This window comes from Alkalihalobacterium elongatum, assembly GCF_019024285.1.
GTDB lineage: Bacteria > Bacillota > Bacilli > Bacillales > Bacillaceae_F > Alkalihalobacterium > Alkalihalobacterium elongatum.
In genome coordinates, this window is record NZ_WMKZ01000002.1 from 268,931 (window position 1) to 290,739 (window position 21,809).

Annotated in this window: 21 protein-coding genes; 9 read left to right on the forward strand and 12 right to left on the reverse strand. The window is 35.6% G+C overall.

Translation table 11 applies throughout. From position 1 onward, the window contains the following. Positions 1–34: 34 nt before the first annotated feature. Positions 35–337 carry a hypothetical protein gene (locus GKP30_RS05200; protein ID WP_216828343.1) on the reverse strand — a complete coding sequence of 101 codons (303 nt, stop codon included), beginning with the start codon at positions 335–337 and terminating at the stop codon, positions 35–37. A 170-nt stretch (positions 338–507) separates the two neighbouring features. Here GKP30_RS05200 and GKP30_RS05205 point away from each other — a divergent pair, with 170 nt between their 5' ends. From GKP30_RS05205 to GKP30_RS05215, 3 genes are read left to right on the forward strand one after another with little or no spacing between them, the layout of a single operon-like run. Further along, a complete protein-coding gene (locus tag GKP30_RS05205; protein ID WP_216828344.1) occupies positions 508–1,782 on the forward strand; it encodes a hypothetical protein in 1,275 nt (424 codons plus the stop codon). Next, the gene (locus GKP30_RS05210) at positions 1,775–4,756 is read left to right on the forward strand and encodes a DEAD/DEAH box helicase (protein WP_216828345.1); all 2,982 of its coding nucleotides are present in this window, start codon (positions 1,775–1,777) and stop codon (positions 4,754–4,756) included. Before GKP30_RS05205 ends, GKP30_RS05210 begins: the two co-directional genes overlap by 8 nt. Continuing rightward, a complete protein-coding gene (locus GKP30_RS05215) occupies positions 4,753–4,923 on the forward strand; it encodes a hypothetical protein (protein WP_216828346.1) in 171 nt (56 codons plus the stop codon). The genes GKP30_RS05210 and GKP30_RS05215 overlap by 4 nt, the downstream gene beginning before the upstream one ends. 271 nt (positions 4,924–5,194) lie before the next feature. Here the strand turns inward: GKP30_RS05215 and GKP30_RS05220 are convergent, their stop codons facing one another. The 4 genes from GKP30_RS05220 to GKP30_RS05235 all read right to left on the reverse strand — a co-directional run bounded on the left by GKP30_RS05220 (position 5,195) and on the right by GKP30_RS05235 (position 7,784). After that, positions 5,195–5,689 (reverse strand): BsuPI-related putative proteinase inhibitor, encoded by a 495-nt coding sequence (locus GKP30_RS05220; RefSeq protein ID WP_216828347.1) that lies wholly within the window; start codon positions 5,687–5,689, stop codon positions 5,195–5,197. A 14-nt stretch (positions 5,690–5,703) separates the two neighbouring features. After that, a complete protein-coding gene (locus tag GKP30_RS05225) occupies positions 5,704–6,525 on the reverse strand; it encodes a YitT family protein (RefSeq protein ID WP_216828348.1) in 822 nt (273 codons plus the stop codon). A gap of 86 nt (positions 6,526–6,611) precedes the next feature. Beyond that, positions 6,612–7,403 (reverse strand): serine aminopeptidase domain-containing protein, encoded by a 792-nt coding sequence (locus tag GKP30_RS05230; RefSeq protein ID WP_216828349.1) that lies wholly within the window; start codon positions 7,401–7,403, stop codon positions 6,612–6,614. Between the two features lie 102 nt (positions 7,404–7,505). Further along, on the reverse strand, positions 7,506–7,784 hold the full coding sequence (locus GKP30_RS05235; protein WP_216828350.1) for a hypothetical protein: 279 nt from the start codon (positions 7,782–7,784) through the stop codon (positions 7,506–7,508). 126 nt (positions 7,785–7,910) lie between these two features. On the opposite strand from GKP30_RS05235, the gene GKP30_RS05240 reads away from it, so the two are divergent. Next, positions 7,911–8,042, forward strand: a complete 132-nt coding sequence (locus GKP30_RS05240) for a DUF3941 domain-containing protein (RefSeq protein ID WP_216828351.1) — start codon at positions 7,911–7,913, stop codon at positions 8,040–8,042. Between the two features lie 50 nt (positions 8,043–8,092). Here GKP30_RS05240 and GKP30_RS05245 read toward each other — a convergent pair whose 3' ends face one another. After that, a complete protein-coding gene (locus GKP30_RS05245) occupies positions 8,093–8,461 on the reverse strand; it encodes a rhodanese-like domain-containing protein (RefSeq protein WP_216828352.1) in 369 nt (122 codons plus the stop codon). A gap of 70 nt (positions 8,462–8,531) precedes the next feature. Then, entirely contained in the window at positions 8,532–9,617 is a 1,086-nt protein-coding gene (locus tag GKP30_RS05250) for an AI-2E family transporter (RefSeq protein WP_216828353.1), read from the reverse strand. A 283-nt stretch (positions 9,618–9,900) separates the two neighbouring features. Here GKP30_RS05250 and GKP30_RS05255 point away from each other — a divergent pair, with 283 nt between their 5' ends. The 3 genes from GKP30_RS05255 to GKP30_RS05265 all read left to right on the forward strand — a co-directional run bounded on the left by GKP30_RS05255 (position 9,901) and on the right by GKP30_RS05265 (position 13,900). After that, positions 9,901–10,539 carry a GerMN domain-containing protein gene (locus GKP30_RS05255; RefSeq protein ID WP_216828354.1) on the forward strand — a complete coding sequence of 213 codons (639 nt, stop codon included), beginning with the start codon at positions 9,901–9,903 and terminating at the stop codon, positions 10,537–10,539. Between the two features lie 190 nt (positions 10,540–10,729). Further along, positions 10,730–11,737, forward strand: a complete 1,008-nt coding sequence (locus tag GKP30_RS05260; RefSeq protein WP_216828355.1) for a TAXI family TRAP transporter solute-binding subunit — start codon at positions 10,730–10,732, stop codon at positions 11,735–11,737. A gap of 222 nt (positions 11,738–11,959) precedes the next feature. Continuing rightward, entirely contained in the window at positions 11,960–13,900 is a 1,941-nt protein-coding gene (locus tag GKP30_RS05265; RefSeq protein ID WP_216828356.1) for a TRAP transporter permease, read from the forward strand. A 64-nt stretch (positions 13,901–13,964) separates the two neighbouring features. Here GKP30_RS05265 and GKP30_RS05270 read toward each other — a convergent pair whose 3' ends face one another. Together GKP30_RS05270 and GKP30_RS05275 are read right to left on the reverse strand one after the other, a co-directional pair. Further along, on the reverse strand, positions 13,965–14,822 hold the full coding sequence (locus GKP30_RS05270; protein WP_216828357.1) for a MurR/RpiR family transcriptional regulator: 858 nt from the start codon (positions 14,820–14,822) through the stop codon (positions 13,965–13,967). Between the two features lie 16 nt (positions 14,823–14,838). Then, entirely contained in the window at positions 14,839–16,239 is a 1,401-nt protein-coding gene (locus GKP30_RS05275; RefSeq protein WP_216828358.1) for an aspartate aminotransferase family protein, read from the reverse strand. 462 nt (positions 16,240–16,701) lie between these two features. On the opposite strand from GKP30_RS05275, the gene GKP30_RS05280 reads away from it, so the two are divergent. Together GKP30_RS05280 and GKP30_RS05285 are read left to right on the forward strand one after the other, a co-directional pair. Then, a complete protein-coding gene (locus GKP30_RS05280) occupies positions 16,702–17,883 on the forward strand; it encodes a KamA family radical SAM protein (protein ID WP_216828359.1) in 1,182 nt (393 codons plus the stop codon). A 112-nt stretch (positions 17,884–17,995) separates the two neighbouring features. Continuing rightward, the gene (locus tag GKP30_RS05285; RefSeq protein WP_216828360.1) at positions 17,996–18,763 is read left to right on the forward strand and encodes a hypothetical protein; all 768 of its coding nucleotides are present in this window, start codon (positions 17,996–17,998) and stop codon (positions 18,761–18,763) included. A 62-nt stretch (positions 18,764–18,825) separates the two neighbouring features. Here the strand turns inward: GKP30_RS05285 and GKP30_RS05290 are convergent, their stop codons facing one another. The 3 genes from GKP30_RS05290 to GKP30_RS05300 form a co-directional block, all read right to left on the reverse strand. Next, entirely contained in the window at positions 18,826–19,731 is a 906-nt protein-coding gene (locus tag GKP30_RS05290; protein WP_216828361.1) for a fumarylacetoacetate hydrolase family protein, read from the reverse strand. A 210-nt stretch (positions 19,732–19,941) separates the two neighbouring features. After that, positions 19,942–20,736, reverse strand: coding sequence for an ABC transporter ATP-binding protein (locus GKP30_RS05295; RefSeq protein ID WP_216828362.1), 795 nt, complete (start codon positions 20,734–20,736; stop codon positions 19,942–19,944). Next, a complete protein-coding gene (locus GKP30_RS05300) occupies positions 20,723–21,718 on the reverse strand; it encodes an ABC transporter permease (protein ID WP_216828363.1) in 996 nt (331 codons plus the stop codon). Before GKP30_RS05300 ends, GKP30_RS05295 begins: the two co-directional genes overlap by 14 nt. Positions 21,719–21,809 lie beyond the last annotated feature (91 nt).

The following is a 21,809-nucleotide window of genomic DNA, read 5'->3' on the forward strand; positions in this document are numbered from 1 at the left end:
CAAAGCCTTCTAAACAGCCTTTCTAATATAGCATTTAGTTTAAAACCATTTGTTTTTTTTCTTGAAGTGCTTTTATTGATCGATTGACAGCAGCCCGATGATTCCATAAAAGCTTTTTCACAGCGTCTCCTTCTAGAACTGTTTCTTCAGGATCACAATACTCTTCACCTTTTCTATGAATCGACCAACGACCATTTGTTTTCATTAATGTAATAATACCACCACGTTCTTTATCATCAAAAACAAAATAATTTTTATATAGAATGGAATCATAATCGGCCCAATCACAAAAAGATAAAAGCAATCGCTCAATATGCATTTTATTACGAATACTCATCTCACCCACTCCTTTCTATTCGTCTAAAAATAATTTATATGTTTCTCTTTCTTTATGTACTGAATAATTCCTTCTTTAATTTTGAGCATCTTACAAGCTTTTTTGATACTATTGTTATAATAATGTCATTTTGACCATCCTAGGAAATAGTAAATAAAAGGATTGATCCCATGCTTAATCTAAAACAGTATACTACTCAAGAAGTCGACGATCTTGAAAGTGATATTCTTGAACTATATAAAAAACTATCTACAGCCAGCTACTTAAAGGATGTACAAATTTCAGAGCTAGCAGAAAATATATTTGAAAACCTTCACACTCATCAACGTTATCAACCGTTACTCATTATTGATAAAGTGTTGATGATCATGAACGGTTTGCTATCTTTAGGGATAAAATTTACAACTTATTCTGCCTATGAACGAAGATTTGATCAGTTCTTATCTTCACTAGGGAATCGCGTTATCACCTTACTAAAAGAACACAATCATACATTATCGATAAAGGAAAGGAAAACAATTACTGAGGTTTTTATTCAACTTTATACAAAATATCTGAATACTGGAAGTTTAGTTTGGAGCGATATTCTCGCTAAGTGGCTTATAGAAAATGAACAAGAAAACTGGGCACATTCTTATTATCAATATTTCAAACAATTGCACAACGAATATGAAGATCACTTTAATTTATCAATGACCACTAGTTTATTAGCATTAATATGTCAAGATGGCGTCGGATCACTTACTTACTTAAAAAGTTATAAACAAAGACTAACTGCCAATGATTTGTATCATCACTTTACACTATTAAACAGTCGTCAAGAGTGGGATACGATTCAAAGGTGGTTTGACCTTTTCTCACCTAGTTGGAACGGACACCTTGAAAAACTACAGCCTTTTTATAACACTTTAGTTGAAAAAAACTATGCATCTTTTGATTTAACAAGCCGTTTAAGCAAATGGATGAATCGTCCTACATTCGAAACCTATAAGGATTTATCATCCTCACTAAATGAAAAAGAACGACATCTTTTATTTGATAGAGTTTCTGAACACCTTAGTGACCAGCTAACATATCCACAAATACAGAATTTAATGATGCAAATTTTTCTTTACGAAAAACGTTGGGACGCTGCGATCTATTATTTTTTAAATAATGAACATCATCCATTTCAACTTAGTAATGAAAAGCAGCAATTACTTGAGCAGCTTGAAAAGCATCTTCCAGATCGAACAATCCCGATTTATCACCAGTTTATCGTTCGATTAGTAGAGAAGAAAATGCGCTCTCATTACTCAGAAGCTGTTATGTATATGAGAAAGTTAAAGGGTTTGTATCATTTATCAAATCAACCTGACCGCTTTAAACAATTTATAACGATTTTTAGTCAAACTTATAAAACTTACCGTGCATTAATTCAGGAGATGAAAACGATTGATGAGTAATTATAATCCAACTAACGTCCTCATCCATGGTGGATGGGTAGGTGATTTTTTCTTTATCTGGGGTGAACAGAAACAACATAAAAAATATAAAGATTACTTGAACTTCCAATATCCATTTTTATATTCACCATTTGAGCTAAAGTTAACGCTTTTTCAAAATGATCCTTCAACTTTTTATGGGACATTTGTACAAACAAAAAAAGCATCTTTAAAGGCACCTGTTCAAGATCGAGTATTCTATAGTGAAGTAGGTGAAACTCTCGTTTATCAAGCAAATGCCACTTCAACCGATTTTATATTTCCATTAGAAGGAATCGTCATTCACAAAAAAGATTTACCACGCTACGTTGAGAATATGAAATCCTGGGAAAAATTACCCAAGATAACTTTGGCCAGCGACTTTGTCTATTGGCTTAATGTTTTTTCACTGTTGCAGACAGAAATTCTAAACGGCAACCTAATCCTCTCCCAAACAGGATCTTGGGAGTTGGCGAAATGGAATTGGGAAGACTGGGAAACAACAATACCTCCCGTATCCTTTTCATTAATGGAGTCTGGTGTTCACTTCCCTAATAATCATCAAGAAAACCCATCTTTTAAACAATTGGCAAATGATCTTTGCAGTCATTTTATTCAATATTTTATTGCAAAGGATAACGAGGTTCAACACGCATTTGAACAGCTGCATGCTTCAAAACATTACCTATTAGATGAATCAAGAAAACAACCTGCAGATAATAAAACATTTCTTGAAGAACTTGGTGCAATACCAGCTGTACCATTTCAAACAACTATTGCAATTGAAGAGCCAACTCAAGATGATGAAGAAAACTGGCAGATTATGATCTTCTTACAAGATCGGAAAGATCCATCCATTATTGTTTCACTTGAAGATTTACATGGCGGGCAACATCCTTGGAGAGTTAATCCGATAACCCGACTTAAAGAGGATATTTACGAGATTGTTCAACTCGCCCCTGAACTTTCTTCTCTATCAATAACTCATCCAACTGCACTAGTATCCAAGGATGTCGTCTACAATCTTCTAACCAATCAGTATGACCAGTTACGTAGTATAGGAATAGGTGTAGTCGTTCCAAACTGGTTAAAAAAGAGACCTTATCACTTTCAAACAAACATTTTTGTTGCTGATAAACCTACTGATATTTCAAGTGATAATGAATCACTTTTTAATTGGGAGAACATTAGTGATTTCAACTTTGAAATCGTCTTGAACGGTGAAAAACTTACACACGAGCAATTTACCGAATTAGTTAATTTAAAAACACCATTTATCAAATGGAACGGAAAATGGCTCTATTGGGATCCTAAAGAAGCAAAACATTTAAAAACATACTTAAACAAACAAAAAAATAGCGAGACTTCTCTTCTAGAGACGTGGAAAGCCTATTTACTAGACGATGCCGAGGAAAATGAAGGAATTTCAGTTTCCATTCAGTGGGATGAAAAGTTAGCGAACGCAATCGATAACACACTCAATAAACAAGTTACTACCATGCCTCCACCTCCTTCTTTAAGAGGAGAACTTAGGCCTTATCAATTAGATGGAATGTCATGGTTGTTTCATATGCGTAGAGTTGGCTTTGGTGCTTGTCTTGCTGATGATATGGGACTTGGAAAGTCTATTCAAACAATCGCTTATATGTTAGCAGTGATCGAAAACCAATCGGGTAATCATTCTTCTACACCTTTTCTCATTATTTGTCCAACATCACTCATAGGAAACTGGGAGGAAGAATTACAACGGTTTGCTCCTCATTTATCAATATTTGTGCACCATGGGGGTGACCGGCTTACAGATAAAGATGTAACTGATTGGGAATATGATATTATCATTACTTCCTACGCATTGGCGTTTCGTGATGATACAATCTTCACAAATACTGTTTGGAACGGACTTATTCTTGATGAAGCACAACAAATAAAAAACGTTGAAACAAAACAACGAAAAGCCATCAAATTAATAAAAGCTTCTCATCGCATCGCCTTAACGGGTACACCAATTGAGAATAAATTAAAAGAATTATGGTCCATTATGGATATGCTTAATGATAAATATTTAGGTAATTTTCAACAGTTTCAACGAGCTTTTATTAGAGAAATTGAAAGCACACTTCCAAACGAAAAGAAAGTACAACAATTACGACTACTCATCTCACCGTTTTTATTAAGAAGAAAGAAATCAGACGAAGCATTAGAGCTTCAATTGCCAGATAAAACAGAGCAAACATACATAGTCGGACTTACTGCAGAACAAGCATCACTGTATCAAGCCGTCGTAAACGAACTTTTAACTTCTATCGATGAGAAAAGTTCAATGGAACGCAGGGCAACAATTTTAAGTAGTATTACAAAACTGAAGCAAATCTGCAACCACCCTTCACAATTTTTAAAAGATCAAGGGGGAGTGCTTCATAATCGCTCTGAAAAATGGGATTTATTATTTACGCTAGTTGAGCAAATCATCGACAACGGAGAAAAACTGTTAATTTTTACTCAATATAGGGAGATGGGCGAGTTATTACAAAAAGGGCTTGCTGAACAATTCAATATTGAAGTTCCATTCCTCCATGGTGGCTTAGCTCGACCAGAACGTGAAAAACTTATTTCCGAATTCAAATCAAACCCTAAAAAGCCAATATTCATCCTATCACTACGTGCTGGTGGAGTTGGTTTAAATTTAACCGCAGCAAACCATGTGATCCATTATGACCGTTGGTGGAACCCTGCTGTTGAAAATCAGGCTACGGATAGAGCCTACCGGATTGGCCAAACGGAAAAAGTAACTGTTCACAAGCTGGTTTCAAAAGGTACGATTGAAGAAAAAATTGATCGACTCCTCATCAAAAAACAATCACTTTCAGAGGATGTATTGTCAGTAAATGAAACAAGTATCTCTGAATTATCAACGAGTGAACTAAAATCTTTACTTGAATGGAGTGATCCTTCGTGAAAAATACATTACCACCCGTTTTTAACGAATATTGGCGAGGTAGTAGAACAGGAGAATTCCTTCGACCAGAATTCCAAAGTCCCCGTCCAGAGGAACTCGGTAAAGAATGGCGTGAATTAATCGAAGCGATTCAACATGCAGCTAAAAAAGAGTGGACTTCATCGTAAGCTGTTTAAAAGATTGCGGCCAACATTTTGGCCGCCTTTTTTTGTATTATAAGCTCAGGAAGTCAAACATAATAAATGCTTTTCTCTTTTGAGTCATCACATGCTCTTTGAAAAGCGTTTTTCGCTTGCTTTAGGTTTCACTAACCCCCATTCCTGTTGTTAAAACATAAAAAAAGAGGTACAAATTATATAATTTGCACTCTCTTACTTACTACAACCATCTTATAAATTTTAGACAAGAATAAAGCTTATATTTTGTTTAGTATGATAATTATTCTATTATGACATTTTCTTCAACAAGAAATTGCTCTCTAAATGCTTCGCTACCGTTGACTGTCATAATTGGCAGTTCACCTAACACTCGGTAACGGCCTGGAGGTACTCTTTGACCGTCTACCATTAAATCCCATTCATCACTAAATGAAATCGTTTCACTAGGACCTACTTCCTTTTGAACAATTGCTTGGGTAAACATCATTCCTTCAGAATACTTATAGAGGACTTCACTTTTTTCATTAACGACGATAAAATCAAAAAGCTGTCCTGTCGGAAATTCTAACATAACTGCCTCTTCACCCTTATTTGTAAGTGAAATTGTAAATGACAGTTTATCCTCTTCTTTTTCTACTTTTAGAGATGTTGCTAATGTACTCACTTCTTCTCCTCCTTGCTTTCCTTCGTCAACGTGTTCCGTAACTTCATCAGACGTACCGCACCCAACCATAGCTACTATCATTATTATTAATAAACTAAGGAATTTTTTCATCCTCAACATCCTTTCTATGATTCTTTTCTAAATAAGCCAAAAACTCCTGCAGTTTCCACAATATTTGTAAAAGCACTTGGGTCTACTTCTTGAATAACTTGCTTTAATTCATAGAGTTCATATCTCGTTATGACAATCATTAACATTTCTTTATCTTCCTGTGAATACCCACCTTTAGCAGGCAACCGTGTTATACCTCTAGTCATTCGATTATGTATAGCCTCTCTGAGTTTATCAGCATTTTTTGTAATGATAAAAGCAGTTAATTTAACATGACGTGTATAAATAGCGTCTATCACTCTGGAACTTACATATAGGGTAACTAGAGTATAAAGAGCTCTCTCCCAATCAAATAATAACCCTGAAGTAATAACAATTAACGCATTTAAGACAAAAAAGTAAATACCGACTGGACGGTCACTTTTACGCGATAAGATGAGTGCAATTATATCCAAACCACCTGAAGATGCTCCCCATTTTAAGGTAATCCCCGCACCAAGAGCTAATATGACCCCTCCAAATACCGCATTTAATAGAAGATCCGTAGAAATTTCAATAACAGGTATAATTTCTAGAAAAAATGTGGTAAGAACTACGTTGATAAAACTATATAGAGTAAAGGCTTTACCTATTTTTATCCACCCTAGGATTGCAACAGGAATATTTAAAATCAATAACAGGATCCCTGTTGATAACGGGATGACAGTTGCAATGAGCTGCGCAACCCCTGTAAATCCACTAGCGAATACATTAGCAGGAATAAGAAAGATATTTAAACCAACTGCTAAAAGAAGTGCCCCAATTATGACTGCAATTAATTTTTTTACATTTTCCATTTATTCACCTACTTCTGCTTGCTACTTGTAGTTTTAACTTTTACTGTATATATTAAACACTGATAAAAGAGAAAGCTCACTGACAATCAGCGAGCTTTTTCACCTGTTTGAATAATGTTACTTTCTAGCCAATCCACTAGGGTTAATAGCCCTTCTCTGGAAACTTTGTGATCAGCTAATGGATCACTGACAAATTTTAGGTTACGTTCACTTTCAGCTATTGAATGTTGAACGTCTTTAACAAAATTCCTTGTCATTGAATACGGTACTACGTCATCTCTTTCACCGTGCCAAATAAATAAAGGACGATTACGAATTTTCTCTTTTTGGTTCGTCAAATCAAACTTAGTTAAAAAATTGATTTTTTCTTCAAGATTTTGTAACGATTTATCGCTAACCCTACTCTGATTTTTAAGGAGCGTTAAATGCGTTTTTGCTAGTTCCTCGAAGTTTGGACAACCCATTAAAGAACCCCCCGCATGGATCCAATCATAATGCGTTAACGCTCCGAATGTAACAATTCCCCCCATTGAAGTTCCAGCTAGTGCAATCTTTTCAGTTTGAATTAGCTTACGATGCTCTAAATCTTGTTTTATATCAGCAATTTCTAAAATACTTTGCACGACAATATCCCAAAATTTTAATTCACGTTGCTCGAATGAAATGTTCTTTTCTCGTTCACCGTGATGCAATGCATCGGGAAGAACTACACGAAACCCCTTTTCAGCCAATAAATAGGCATAGTGAAGGTTATGCTCCTTTGCACTAGTATATCCATGTTCAAATAAAACAAGTGGTAAAGGATTATGAAAATTTTCTGCTTTAGCTACATGTAAAGCTGGGACCGAACCTATTGTTTCTCGTACAATTGAGAACATAACAACCTCCAAAAAATGTTAAATTATACATATCATTTGTTTTATTTATTTTATCGCATCTCAATAAAAAGGAAAAACAAAAAGAGCTGAAATTATCAGCTCCTAATTATAGTAAGATATTTTTTTATCGCTATTTGTTTCGTCCACTTCTTCATTATAACGCTGAACTGCGTATAACGCTCCCTCACTTACCATCGTATTATCATTAATATCGTAAGGGTCTGGATGTCCCGCATTTTTATCAATTTCAATTGCGTTTGAACGTTGGTTTTTCCTAAACTTATTCTTTACCTTGTCACGTTTACTTTTATCTTTTAGTGTAAATACGACAGTTCCTATTGCTCCTGCTGCTACTGCAGTTGCCATTATCTTTCCAATCATTTATAACCCTCCTCATTTATTGTTATCAAACTAATACCCGTATTAAAAATCGTTAAACGTATCGGATGAATTAATAGTGCATGGATACAATAAAGAAGAACAACGATTATGAGGGAGGGAACTTAAATGTCGGTAACAAAGGACGATGACAAGAAGAAAAAAGATAACAATGCTAAACGTCAACAAAAGAACATTCTCCGTGAGAAAAATGCGGAACATGGTAAAAGACAATACTCTAAAAAGACAGACCACCTATAATACGCTAACGATATCAACCAATAAAAAAAGGATGACAGCTGTCATCCTTTTTATTTATATAGTTCTTTCACTTCAGAAATAACACGTTCTAGCCCCGTCGATATTTCTCCTTGCCACCCAAGCATACCACCTGCATAATTTGCTACTTTTTCAAATCCATGATCTTTAAAGAAAAGTGCAACATTTTGGCTCCTATTACCACTGCGACAAACAAAAATATATTCTTTATCTTTTTCAAACTCACTAATTAAGGCTGGTAAATTGTGCATTGGTATTAGAGGGATATTTGTAATATGCCCCTCAACATATTCTTCAGGTTCACGAACGTCAATAATAATCGGTTCTGGTTTTCCTTCATTAATAATTTCTTGCAATTCATTAAATGGGATTTGCTTAATACCATCTAGTTCATATGACACGTAAATCACCTCATCTATAGAATTAAATTTGGACTGGTTTCGGCTTTGAGTAAAACTACTTAGTTTACCCTTAGTCAATTGGATACTTCTTGAGTTTCCATAATCGATAGGTATGACTGACAATTACTTTTCCAACTGCATATGTTGGTACTGCTAAAATTAACCCTAACAAGCCAGCAAAACGACCAGCCACCAAGAGAAGTAAAATAATTGTTAAAGGGTGAACCGCTAGTTTTCTTCCCATGACCTGTGGTGAAATTAAATTACTTTCAACTTGTTGAACGATAATAATGACCACAACGACGAGAAACACCATTAAAGGAGAATGGAACATAGCTACAATTACACTTGGAATGGTTCCAATCCAAGGACCTACAAAAGGAATAACATTTGTAAACATGGCAACTAATGCTAATACAAGCGGGTAATCGATACCGATAATCAGAAATCCAATATAACATAACACGCCAACACAAAAACTGACGATGATCTGACCTTGTATATAAGAACTCAAAGCAGTGTCCATATCACCTAAAATATGTCGGCCTTCCTGTTGCTGTTTTGCTGGTAATAAGCGTAGTACTTGTCTTGGCGCTTTTTCCCCTTCTTTTAACATGTAGAAGAGTACAAACGGAATGATAATCATAATTATAAGAATGTTTGTAATAAAGCCGATAAATGCAGCAACATTCGTTCCAACCGCTGAAACAATTTCGTTTAAATATTCAACAAACCTAGACGTTAATTCTTCTATTGTATAATTTTCATTTTGTTGAAACCTTGCGACCCATTCATTTTCCTGTAACTTAATAAGTAGATCCCGCATTTCATTTATAAAAAACGGCATGTTTCGAACTAAACTGTTAAACTGACGCTGTAATTCTGGTCCAATTAATAGCACAAGTAATGTCACGATAGAAATTGCACTTAAATATAAAATTAAGATAGATATTCCCCTTGGTATCCATCTAGACAATAGATTAACAAAAGGACGTGACAAGTAATATAAAACCCCTGCAATAATAATTGGTGCAAATAAGGTTTGAACGAGGACAACAATTGGTCTAAAAATAAATTGCACTTTTGACCCTAAAAATATTATTAAAAAAATAAGTATAACTCCATAACAAAAGTAGAAAAATTTGCCACGAGGCATTTTCTCACCCCATATGTAAAATTGTGTTAACGTATCCATTATATCATTACTAGCTAACGGGAATTCAACTAGAATGAATTTTTCTTCAATTAATAAATTTTTAAAACTTACGTAATGTCCAGTTCCTGTCTCCACCTTTCCGTTCGTTAAAAAGGGATTGAAATTTGTTCACTATACTGTAAAATAGAAAAAAATTGGTTTTCAATTACTATTACCAATAAAAGAAGTCGGTTTAATAAAATTAGAATAACAAAACCAACTTCTACGAACTAGGGGGATCTATATGAAAAACTCACTACAGCTTTTATTAGTATCAATCCTTATTGCACTTATTCTAGTAGCTTGTGGACAAGGAGAGGGCCCAATCGATCCTGAAGAAAGTGGAAGTGGAATTGACTCTGATCACAATGAAGAGTTGATTGAAGAAAATGATGAACAGGTTAAAGAGGAAACTGAACCAGTTATTGAAGATGAGACCAATGAAGAGACAGCTATTGAAGATAACATTCATGTAGTTGAATTATACTTTGCTGATTCACAAGTGATGAATTTGTATAAAGTAGAAACAACTATTGAGGCTGAAGTAGATGAACTATTCCTTAAAACCATGGAACTTACAATTGCTGGCCCTGCACATGAGGAATTATTTTCTTTAATTCCTTCAGATGTTAAAGTTCAGTACGTTAAAGAAGAAGACGGAATTGCTCATGTATCTTTCTCGGAAGAATTACTTAACGTAACTGTTGGATCAGGTGGAGAAGGAATGCTTGTACAACAAATCGCGTTAGTTATGAAACAATTTGGCTTTGATAGAACTCAAATACTAATTGATGGTGAAAAACATAATACATTAGCAGGTCATGTTGACACCAGTGAACCTATTGAAGCAATGGACCCTAGCACAATTGAAAAACTCAACTGAATTCTATTTTAATACGTCGATACGGTAGTATAATTACTACCGTTTTTTTATTTGGCTCTTCACAAGATAATGTTGAAAGTTTTAGAAAATCCCCTTAATTTAGTAACTAATATGAAATTTGACAGATTCACCTACATATAGATATATTATAAATGGTTTGCAAAATATTATATAAGGGGGCTTTTATATCATGCAAATGAAAAAAATGCTATTTCTATTTGTAACTCTGTTAGCCATGTTAGTTTTTGCTGCATGTGGAACTGATCAAGGCGGAGAAGGTGCAGCTGAAGACGCACCTGAAGTTGCAGAGGATTTTAGAACGGATTTACAACTAGGAACAGGGAGTACAGGTGGTACATACTACCCACTCGGTACTGAAATCGCAACAGTCCTAAATGCTAATGTTGATGTTGAAGGATTTAATGTAAGTGCCATTGAAACTGGAGCAAGTAATGATAACTTAGCTCGAATTGCTAGAGGCGAAATTCAACTTGGGATGACTGTACACCTTCCTGCACTTGATGCATTAAATGGTAAAGGTGAATTTGAAGGCATGAATGTTGAGAACTTCGGTTTTATGGGACACATTTATCCTGAAGTAATGCAAATTATTACTGTTGAAGGAACTGGAATTAATTCCATAGCTGACTTAGAAGGAAAACGTGTTGCAATTGGACCTCCTGGTAGTGGTACACAAGCTGCAGCAAAAGCTATCTTAGCTGCTTACGGTATCGAAGATGGTGATTATGACTCTTTTGAAGAAGGTTTCGGTGATGCAAGAGATCGTTTACAAAACGGACAAATTGATGCATCGTTCGGTCTTCTTGGTCTACCAGCAGGTAGTGTAACAGAGTTAGCGTTACAACGTGATGTTAAAATCCTACCAATTGATGCTGAGCAATTAGGTCAAATTGAAGAAACTAGTGGTTATATGGCTTATGAAATTCCAGCTGATGCATACGAATTCTTAACAGAGCCAGTGCAAACTGTTACAGCGTATGCTGTATTAGTAGGGTCAACTTCACAAATTAGTGAAGAGCTAGGTTATGAAATTACAAAAGCATTATTTGAAAATGCAGAGAACATCACTCACGAACAAGGAAGACATTTAACTAAAGATAACGCATTATCTGGAGCTGAAGGATTACCACTTCACCCTGGTACTGAGCGTTACTTTGAAGAAGCAGGATTAAACTAATACGTACATGCTAAGTAGAGGATGACACACAAAAAGAATGGTGTCATCCTCCTTCTTGGCTTTAATTAAATTTAAACTAATACTTAATGAATTAGAGGGAAACTACTAAGGAAAGCTTCATTTCTTTTCTTTTTAAACATAAAATATGAAATTCTCGACGAAAAGGCAGGAACTTAATCCTACCCTTCCGTCGAGAAATTTATTTATAAGGTGGTGACTTCTTTGGCAGAAAAAAACAATAAGGAGCTAGAGAAAGAACTTTTAGCCAAGTATGATAAAGAGCAAGCATACAGACAGGCACTTGGTAAGTGGGGATGGATCGTAGGCGTCATTGCTATTTCAATGACATTCTTCCATTTATACACTGCATTTGTTGGACCTTACCGTTCTATGATTCAGGGTGCTATTCATGTTGGTGCTGGTCTTGCACTAATCTTTCTTCTTTATCCAGTTAAACGTACATTAATTCAACGGCCAGGAGTTGCATGGTACGACATTATCTTGGCAGGACTTGCATTGTACGTAAACTTTTATCTCGTTTGGAACTATGAACGCTTAACGAACCGCGCTATAATCTTTGGTTTTGAAACAATAGACATTGTCGTAGCTACACTTGGAATTGTATTAGTCCTTGAAGCGACAAGACGTGCTGTTGGACTACCAATTGTAGTAATCGCATCGGCAGCCCTTGCATACGGTGTTTGGGGGCAGGGAATTCCCTACTTTGGTCATGCTGGCTTTGACTGGTCTGTTTTATCTGTAAGAATGTATTTTAGCTCTAGTGCTATATTCGGTACACCAATTCAAATTTCATCTACTTACATTTTCTTATTCCTATTTTTCGGTGTTATGCTTGTCCATACAGGAATTGGAAAATTCTTTAATGATTTAGCTTTTAGAGCAACTGGTAAATATACTGGTGGTACAGGAAAAGCTGCGGTTACAGCAAGTGCATTACAAGGAATGGTTACAGGAAGTAGTGTTGCTAATACTGTAGCATCTGGATCCTTTACCATTCCTATGATGAAGCGAGCTGGATTTAGGCCAGAGTTTGCAGCAGCGTCAGAAGCAAGTGCTTCAACTGGTGGACAAATTATGCCACCGATAATGGGAGCAGCAGCTTTTATTATGGCAGAATACACTGGCACACCTTATAGTCAAATTATTATTATTGCAATCATTCCAGCAATTCTATATTTCTCTGGTGTTATGATGGGCGTTCACTTTGAAGCAAAAAAACATAATATCCTTGGTTTACCAAAAGAACAACTTCCTTCTATTGCTGGACTACTAAAAAAACTTGATTTGATTTTGCCGCTCGTCGCCATTATCGGGATCTTACTCGCAGGATATACACCAACATTTGCTGGACTCGCTGGTATCGCAACTGCTTTTATTGTCAGCTTCTTCCGCAAAGAAACACGACTTGGTTTTTGGAAAATCTTATATGTATTAGAACAAGGTGCACGTGTTGCACTACCAGTTATTGCGGCGTGTGCGAGTGCTGGTATTGTGGTAGGTATTGTTACTATGACAGGCCTTGGTGGAAAAATTGCTGGAGGAATTTTAGATCTAGCAAGTGGATCATTTTTCTTACTATTATTCTTTACGATGATCGCTTGTATCCTACTCGGTATGGGGCTACCAACAACAGCTAACTACGTTGTAACGGCATCAATGGCTGCACCTGCTCTTATCATGTTTGGAGTACCAGATATTGCAGCTCACATGTTTGTCTTTTACTTTGGAATTGTCGCAGATATTACTCCACCAGTATGTTTAGCCGCATACGCTGGAGCGGGGATCGCAAGGGCCAATCCGATGAAGTCCGGGGTAACAGCCTTAAAGCTAGCGATTGCTGCATTTATAATACCTTATGCCTTTGTTTATAATCCAGTCCTTGTCCTACAAGATGCTACAATTACGACGTTATTGCCGCCATTAATTACTGCTTTTATTGGGATGATGGCAATTAGTGCAGGTATGATGAATTACTATGTAACTAATCCAAAGCTGTATGAAAGAATTGCATTATTCGTTTCAGGAATTATGTTAATCTACCCTGGAAATTTATTAGTTTCGCTTTCTGGTGTAGCGATTCTTGTTGCGATTACTATCGTTCAATCTCTTCGTAAAAAAGCAGTTGTAACAAATACTCAATAAAACACTCATTGCTTTAATCATGAGAATGAGAAAAAAGAGGCTGTATATTATAGCCTCTTTCTCATCACTCCTCATAAAAGACATCAAAGTTATCCCATAGCTCTTCAAGTTGATTTAAACGCTTTTCAACTTTTTCATGGTCCGAACGAGTAACAGCTGTAATTAATGCACTAATAATACTAAACGGCGCTGAAAAAGAATCTATAAAGGAATTGATTTCTGTAGAAGATATAAGGTTAATATCACCATATGGTACGAGTGGTGACATAAGATGGTCTGTAATTACTATTGTTTTTGCTTCTCTTTGTTTTACATATTTTAAAGCTTCAACCGTTCTTTTTGTATAGCGAGAAAAGCCAAAACCAATGACTAAATCGTCTTTTTGAATATCTAATAAATGTTCACTCATCCCATCAGACTGATTAATCATCTCTGTATTTTGTAAAATAAGATCTAAATAAAATTGTAAAAACATTCCTAGACTCGTTGCACTTCGATAGGCAATAATATAAATTCGGTTTGCTTTTTTAATTTCCTTTACTGCTTGCTCAAAATTCTCTGGACTAATTTGGTGTAATGTATTTTTTAGGTTTTGAATATCATCCGATAACACTTCTTTTAAAGAGTTTTCTGGTGAGTCTTTTTCATCTGTTGTTTTCATAAATACTTCAGCTGATGTCCATTTTCTTTTTAATGCATCTTGTAAATGTCGCTGAAAGTCTGGATAACCTTTATAATTTATAAAAACAGCAAATCGTATAACTGTTGCTTCACCAACCCCAACATTCTTAGCCAGCTTGGAAGCAGTTAGAAACGGCGCAGTTTCAGTATTATTAATAATATAATTGGCTATCTTCTTTTGAGATTTACTCATTTTATCGAGATTATCTACAATCCTTTTGTATACGTCACTCTGAAGCATAAAACCTCATCCCTTTTTAGTATCGAGGTCCTCCGAACAACTTTTTCAATACATTTTCATAAGCAGAAACTGTTAATTCTACTTCCTTCATTGTATGAGCAGTTGACAAACTATAGCGATTTAATGGTTTCGTATAAATTCCTTCCGCTAATAAATGCAAATCGATCTCTTTTCTAGTCGCTAGATCGGTTTTTTGAAGGTCCCGATAATTTAGAATTTTATCTTTCTCCGTCAATATTACACTAAAAATTGAACCCACGCCAACCGCTTTCATTGGAATGTTATAGGATTTGAATAATCTTTCCAACCTTGATTTTAATTCATCTGTTATCGAGATTACACGATCTATTTCTTTTTCTAAAACCTCTATCGTTCTCAGTCCTGCTGCAAGAATAGTCGGATGACCATTATACGTTCCACTATGAAACAAAACCTCTTTTGCTGAAGAATTTTTACTTTGACTCGTATCAAAAACATCGGCCGCTATCGTTGGAGCACTTTCCATCATAATCTCTTTCTTTCCCCCAACAATACCAATTGGGTATCCTCCACCGATTACTTTTCCTAAAGTAGTCAAATCTGGTTTAACATTAAACAATTGTTGTGCACCACCAAGTGCGAGACGATAACCTGTTTTAACCTCATCAAAGATCAATACAATCCCCAATTGTTCAGTTAGAGCCCTAATCTGATGAACAAAGTCCTTCTCTGCTAATATAAAGCCTCCTTGAGCAGGCTCTAAAACAAGAGCTCCTAGTTCATCCTTATTTGCCCTTAAAATCTTTTCACATGCCTTTATATCATTAAATGGAAGAATAATCGTATTTGTTTGATGATAGGTATCCATCCCTTTTGACTCCATAACTGCCTTTGGTTTCTTAGCGTTACCTGCATCTTCTAGAGAAGGATTTACACTTAGTAATACTTGATCATAACCACCATGGTAATGGCCTTCAAACTTAGCAATTTTATGCTTTCCAGTATAAGCAGCAGCAATTCGTAATGCGAGTTGTGTTGCTTCAGTTCCAGAGTTCGTGTATCGCAATAAATCTATACTTGGATAATGCTCTTTAATTTTCTTTCCCATTGTCACTTCTAATCCATGTGGTGTTCCAAAAAGGTTCGTCCCATCTTTATCTATTTGTTCAATTACTGCTTCCTTTATTCTTTTATCCCCGTGTCCAAGCATCAGAGCTCCGTAGGATAGCAAGTAATCAATATACACATTTCCATCTAGGTCAGTAATATAAGCACCGTTTGCCTTTTCCATCACAATAGGGTATGGTGCAAAATACTTAATATTAGCAGTAACACCTCCTGGCATTACCTCTTTAGACTGTTTGAAAAACTCATAAGACTTTTTTGTCTTATTTGACAGTGTAACAATCGGATGCTGATTCACTCTTCTAATAGCCAAGGTATTTTCCCCCAATTGAAATTTTCACTTCATTTTAACTTTATATGAAGGATATATTTCATAATACACTAATACGACCGAAATATGAATGATTTTTTTCATTTTTATATATTATGAAGTGAAAAATTCAAAAATGAACAATTTTAATCTATTTGGGCCTGTAAATTATGCCTATTTTTATCGTGTGAACAACTATATACTAGACTGTTTTTTACACTTTTTTTGTTATGCTATCAAAGTATTTGTTTGGTTATACTTAAAAGCTAAAATATACGAATATGAAATATTTATTTCATATTCGTATTTTTTGAATGTCAACTTTCATAATTGTTTTTATACATAGACAAATTGAATTAAATCCTTCATTTTTATATGGATACTAATTATTTCTTTCTTTTTTGACGTTTTTCTATTAATCTTGCTATAATGTTGCTAGAATACGAATATTGGAGGTTGATAGTTGTGGCTCAGCCGAAGTACATTATGAACATTGACAAACTTGAGCAAATTCCAAAAGAAGAAAGAGAAAAACTGAAACAAATTACCGATAAATTTGTTTTCAGGGTAAATGAGTACTACTTAAGTTTAATTGATTGGAATAATCCGAACGATCCTATACGGAAGTTGGTCATACCGAACGAGAACGAATTAGATGAGTATGGGCGCTGGGATGCTTCCGATGAAGACACCAACTATGCAGTTCCTGGGTGTCAGCACAAATATAAAACAACAGCACTACTTATCTGTTCTGAGGTTTGCGGAGCGTATTGCCGTTATTGTTTCCGTAAACGTTTATTCCGTAATGATGTTAAAGAAGCTATGTCTGATGTAGATCCAGGATTAGAATACATTGCCAATACACCAGAGATTAATAATGTTCTACTGACTGGTGGAGATCCATTAATTCTTGCAACGAAAAAGCTACGTTATATTTTAGAAAAATTACGTGCAATTGATCACGTAAAAATTATCCGTATCGGTTCTAAATTACCAGTATTTAACCCGATGCGTATTTATGAAGACGAAGAATTACTAAATTTAATTCGTGAATTCTCTACTCCTGAAAAACGAATTTACATTATGGCTCATATTAATCACCCCGTAGAAATTACGGATGAAGCGAGAAAAGGCTTCCAAGCTCTTCATGATGCTGGTGCTATTGTTGTCAACCAAACTCCAGTATTAAGAGGAATTAATGACGACCCAGTCGTTCTAGGTGAATTGTTAGATAAACTATCTTGGGCTGGTGTAACACCTTACTATTTCTTTGTAAACCGCCCAGTTGCAGGTAACAAAGATTTCGTCTTATCACTTGAAGAAGTTTATAATATCGTTGAAGGAGCAAAGGCTCGCACGTCTGGTTTAGGTAAACGAGTTCGCTTATCAATGAGTCATACATCTGGTAAAATTGAAATTTTAGCGATTGAAAATGGAAAAGCCTATTTAAAATATCACCAGTCACGTGATAATGAATACGGTAAATTTATGGTGCTAGACTGTCCTAAGGATGCTGCTTGGTTTGATGATCTACCTGGAAACGAGCAGTATTGGACAAAACCAACAAAGAGAACTGATAAAGTTATTTCTGTTAATGAATTACCTGATGTACCACAAGGTAAAAAGAGTAAAGAGCTCGTAAAATAAGATTAGAAGGCTGACTATAAATGTCAGCCTTCTTTGTTTTTCTATTATTTATTTACTATTCGACAACAAAAGAAAATGATAGAATGGAACTATCTTAATTGAGAGGTGCGTCATGAAACTAACCATCCTTTCTTATATTCTTGCTATTACGTTAATAATTAGTGGTTGTAGTTTGGGCAATCAATCGAAAGTAGCAAAGTCAATCTCCTCTCCTCCATATTTTGAAAACCAACATCTTTCTGTAGCTTACACTGGTCACTCCACTTCAATCGTAAATGATGAAAATGCTTTCTACTTATCCTTTGAAATTGAACAAATTGGTCCCTATCCAATTGATGAAAAACACTTTTCGTTTTCATTACAACGGGTAATTGAAGATGATTTAGGAAATGAATATGCGAGTGTTAAAACCGAAGTTATTCGGACAACAGATGATGGGGAAGCTCTTCCTGAAAATAAAGTTTATTTTCGACAATACTTCCAACCAGAATTAAACTCAAACAGTGCTGAATTAGCTGTACTATTCTATGCCAAGCCTATGTATTATCGTCAATCTGTTTTATTTGAAAACCTAAAACATGATGTCGAAAACAAGGTTGAAAACGACTTAAATATTGCGAGAATTCAAACCGACAGAAATAGGTTAATGCTATATATTGAGGATGTTCATAACGTGCAGGGGATTGAAACAACGATCTTGTATTCTGGAGAGGAAATATATCCAGTATCTACTTCTACTGAACTAGGAAAGTTCAATTATTCAGTTATTGCTAACTATGAATTTGCTATAGATATTCCAAATCCACTTACATTAAAAATTAAAAGACACCGTCTTCAAGACCAACTTTGGGATTTTCCATTAACAATAACACTAAAATAGGCTGATTTCCCTGCTAGCCAAAGGGTAAGTCAGCCTTTTATAAATATATTTTTATTTAAGAGCTATTTTATTACATTCTTTAATACACCTAATTCGTCCACTATAACCTCAATACAATCACCAGATTTTAAGTACTTAGGAGGGTTAAATCCACTTCCTACTCCTGATGGCGTCCCAGTTGCAATAATATCACCTGGCTCTAACGTCATTCCTTGGGAAATAACCGAAAGAATTGTCGGAATAGAGAATATCATCTGATCTGTACTACCTTGTTGTCGCAGTTCACCATTGACCCTCGTTTCAATCTTTAACTCTTTATCTTTTATTACACTTGAGTGTGTAATCCACGGGCCAATAGGGCATGTCGTATCTAAACTTTTACCCAAAAAGAATTGTTTATGTTTCTTTTGGAGATCCCTCGCCGTAATATCATTAAGTAATGTGTATCCAAATATGTAGTCCAGAGCTTCTTCTTCTTTTATAGCCTTACCTTTCTTACCGATGATTATCGCTATTTCTCCTTCATAGTCTAACTCATTCGTTAAATGAGCATGATTTAATACATATTCTTCAGGTCCAATCACAGCAGTCGGTGCTTTCGTAAACATTAATAAATGTTCAGGAATATCTTTTTCACTTCCCATCTCAATCGCATGAGCTGCATAATTTTTCCCTACGCAAAAAATGTTCTTTTTTGGTCTAGGTATCGGTGCAACTAACTTCACTTCTTGATCTGAAAAAAGAAAAGAGTAATCAGCTATGTTTCTTTGACCAAGCCACTCTATGCTTGACCTCACTTCATGTATAAACGCTTCACCAAAGTCAATTGCTTCCAGTAATGTTTTCGGTATTCCAATAGTACTACCTTTACTAGTAAGAACTTTTTCTAGGTCTATAATCCTCGCATCATCATTACTAATAAATCCAATACGTTGTAACCCTTTCAATTCAAATGTAGCAAACCTCATCAATTACCACCTACCTAAATATATTTATCTTTGGGATATTATTAAAACTACTTATTCAGTTTTCTCGGTGCAGAATGAATTTACTTTTTTTAAGAGTTTTTTGGTAAACTTTGTTCAAGTTGAATCAACGATTATCAATACATAGGCTCAAAAAATAAAAAGGGAGCTGACTAATAGTGTCCACGCTCCCCCTCAAGATTACCTATTATTTTAACCAAGTACAGCCTTATCACTTGCCATTTGTTCACCACGGATACGCTGAAACTCTGCAAGGAGTTTTTCAATTGTTAGACTTTGTTTTTCTTCTCCTTGAACATCAAATATAATTTGTCCTTTATCCATCATAATTAATCGATTACCTAGATCTAACGCTTGTTGCATATTATGCGTAACCATTAAAGTCGTTAAGTTGAAATTACGAACGATCTCTCCTGTAAGGCGTGTAATGAGCTCTGCTCTTGATGGATCTAGCGCAGCTGTGTGCTCATCTAACAAGAGAATTTTTGGTTCAGTGAACGTAGCCATTAGTAGAGATAATGCTTGGCGCTCTCCACCTGATAACAATCCTACTTTTGCTGTGAGACGATCTTCCAACCCTAAATTTAACGTTGCTAAATACTCCCGAAACATGTCTTTTCTTTTTTTCGTTACACCAAATCGAAGCGTTCTTTTTTTATTTCTTGAATAAGCCATTGCTAAGTTTTCTTGTATGGTCATCGTCGGCGCCGTTCCTGCCATAGGGTCTTGGAAGACACGGCCAATTAAAGTAGAGCGTTTGTATTCAGGTAAATGTGTAACTGGTTTACCATCAATGACAACCTCGCCGACATCTGGGGATAGTGTTCCAGAAATCGTATTCATCAAAGTTGACTTCCCTGCTCCATTACTTCCGATAACAGTAATAAAGTCTCCTGAATTTAATTCTAGATTAATATTTTGTAAGGCTTTCTTTTCATCAAGTGTACCTTCGTTGAAGGTAATGCTAATGTCATTAAGATGCAACATTTCCATTCCCCCCTATTTTTGAAAGTTCGGTACGCTTCTTTAATCGTCTCCGTTTTTCTTTGCGAGCAGCAAGTATTTTCGGGGTAACGAGTGCCGCAACAACAATAAAGGCCGTAATTAACTTCATATCTCCTGTTTCTAAAAACTCGACTCTTAGGGCTAGTGTTAAAACGATTCGATAGATGATCGCTCCACCTATGACCGCTAACGTAGTCCGAGCAATCGTCTTCGTTCCGAATAAAGCTTCACCTATAATTACCGATGCAAGTCCTATAATAATCATCCCGATACCCATTCCAACATCGGCAAAGCCGCCATATTGGGCGATTAAAGCTCCAGATAAAGCAACAAGACCATTTGAAATTCCTAAACCTAATATGATTAGGTAATCCGTGTTTGCAGAGAAACTACGAATCATTCGTTTGTTATCACCTGTTGCTCTAAGTGCCAGTCCAACTTCTGTTTTTAAGAATAGGTCCAATAAAACTTTTACGGTTAATGTAACGATGAGGGCAAAGAATACGACTGCCCATGTACGTGGAAGCTGTGGTACACCTAGAAACATTAAAATGCCATTAAAAAATTGATCAAATCCTAGTGTTTGCCAAAATCCAGTTAGTTGTTTAACAATTGTCGTTTCATTTAATAATGGTAAGTTAGGTCGCCCCATTATTCTTAAGTTAATTGAATAAAGAGCGATCATCATTAAGATACCAGACAGCAACGGATTAATTTTACCTTTCGTATGAAGAATCCCTGTGACACAACCAGCAATAAAACCAGCAATAACAGCGACTAATGTTGCAATGATTGGAGAATAGCCATTAATAATCATCATCGCAGCAACTGCTGCTCCTGTCACAAAGCTCCCGTCTACAGTCAGGTCGGGGAAATCAAGGATGCGAAAGGTGAGGTAGACCCCTAGTGCCATAAGTGCATAAATGATTCCAGATTCTATTGAGCCAAAAATTGAGATAAACATGGTGACCTCTTCCTCTCTATCTAGAAATATCTTCTCTAGTAACGTGACTGACTCAAGGATAATAATAGATTGCTTCTTGAGCCAGTCCCGC

Coding starts and splice junctions, on each gene's coding strand:
- GKP30_RS05220 (WP_216828347.1), bottom strand. CDS start 5,689: ATGAAAAAATTCCTTAGTTTATTAATAATAATGATAGTAGCTATGGTT.
- GKP30_RS05300 (WP_216828363.1), bottom strand. CDS start 21,718: ATGTTTATCTCAATTTTTGGCTCAATAGAATCTGGAATCATTTATGCA.
- GKP30_RS05225 (WP_216828348.1), bottom strand. CDS start 6,525: ATGGAAAATGTAAAAAAATTAATTGCAGTCATAATTGGGGCACTTCTT.
- GKP30_RS05260 (WP_216828355.1), top strand. CDS start 10,730: ATGCAAATGAAAAAAATGCTATTTCTATTTGTAACTCTGTTAGCCATG.
- GKP30_RS05240 (WP_216828351.1), top strand. CDS start 7,911: ATGTCGGTAACAAAGGACGATGACAAGAAGAAAAAAGATAACAATGCT.
- GKP30_RS05290 (WP_216828361.1), bottom strand. CDS start 19,731: ATGAGGTTTGCTACATTTGAATTGAAAGGGTTACAACGTATTGGATTT.
- GKP30_RS05295 (WP_216828362.1), bottom strand. CDS start 20,736: ATGTTGCATCTTAATGACATTAGCATTACCTTCAACGAAGGTACACTT.
- GKP30_RS05205 (WP_216828344.1), top strand. CDS start 508: ATGCTTAATCTAAAACAGTATACTACTCAAGAAGTCGACGATCTTGAA.
- GKP30_RS05235 (WP_216828350.1), bottom strand. CDS start 7,784: ATGATTGGAAAGATAATGGCAACTGCAGTAGCAGCAGGAGCAATAGGA.
- GKP30_RS05230 (WP_216828349.1), bottom strand. CDS start 7,403: ATGTTCTCAATTGTACGAGAAACAATAGGTTCGGTCCCAGCTTTACAT.
- GKP30_RS05285 (WP_216828360.1), top strand. CDS start 17,996: ATGAAACTAACCATCCTTTCTTATATTCTTGCTATTACGTTAATAATT.
- GKP30_RS05250 (WP_216828353.1), bottom strand. CDS start 9,617: ATGCCTCGTGGCAAATTTTTCTACTTTTGTTATGGAGTTATACTTATT.
- GKP30_RS05200 (WP_216828343.1), bottom strand. CDS start 337: ATGAGTATTCGTAATAAAATGCATATTGAGCGATTGCTTTTATCTTTT.
- GKP30_RS05255 (WP_216828354.1), top strand. CDS start 9,901: ATGAAAAACTCACTACAGCTTTTATTAGTATCAATCCTTATTGCACTT.
- GKP30_RS05210 (WP_216828345.1), top strand. CDS start 1,775: ATGAGTAATTATAATCCAACTAACGTCCTCATCCATGGTGGATGGGTA.
- GKP30_RS05270 (WP_216828357.1), bottom strand. CDS start 14,822: ATGCTTCAGAGTGACGTATACAAAAGGATTGTAGATAATCTCGATAAA.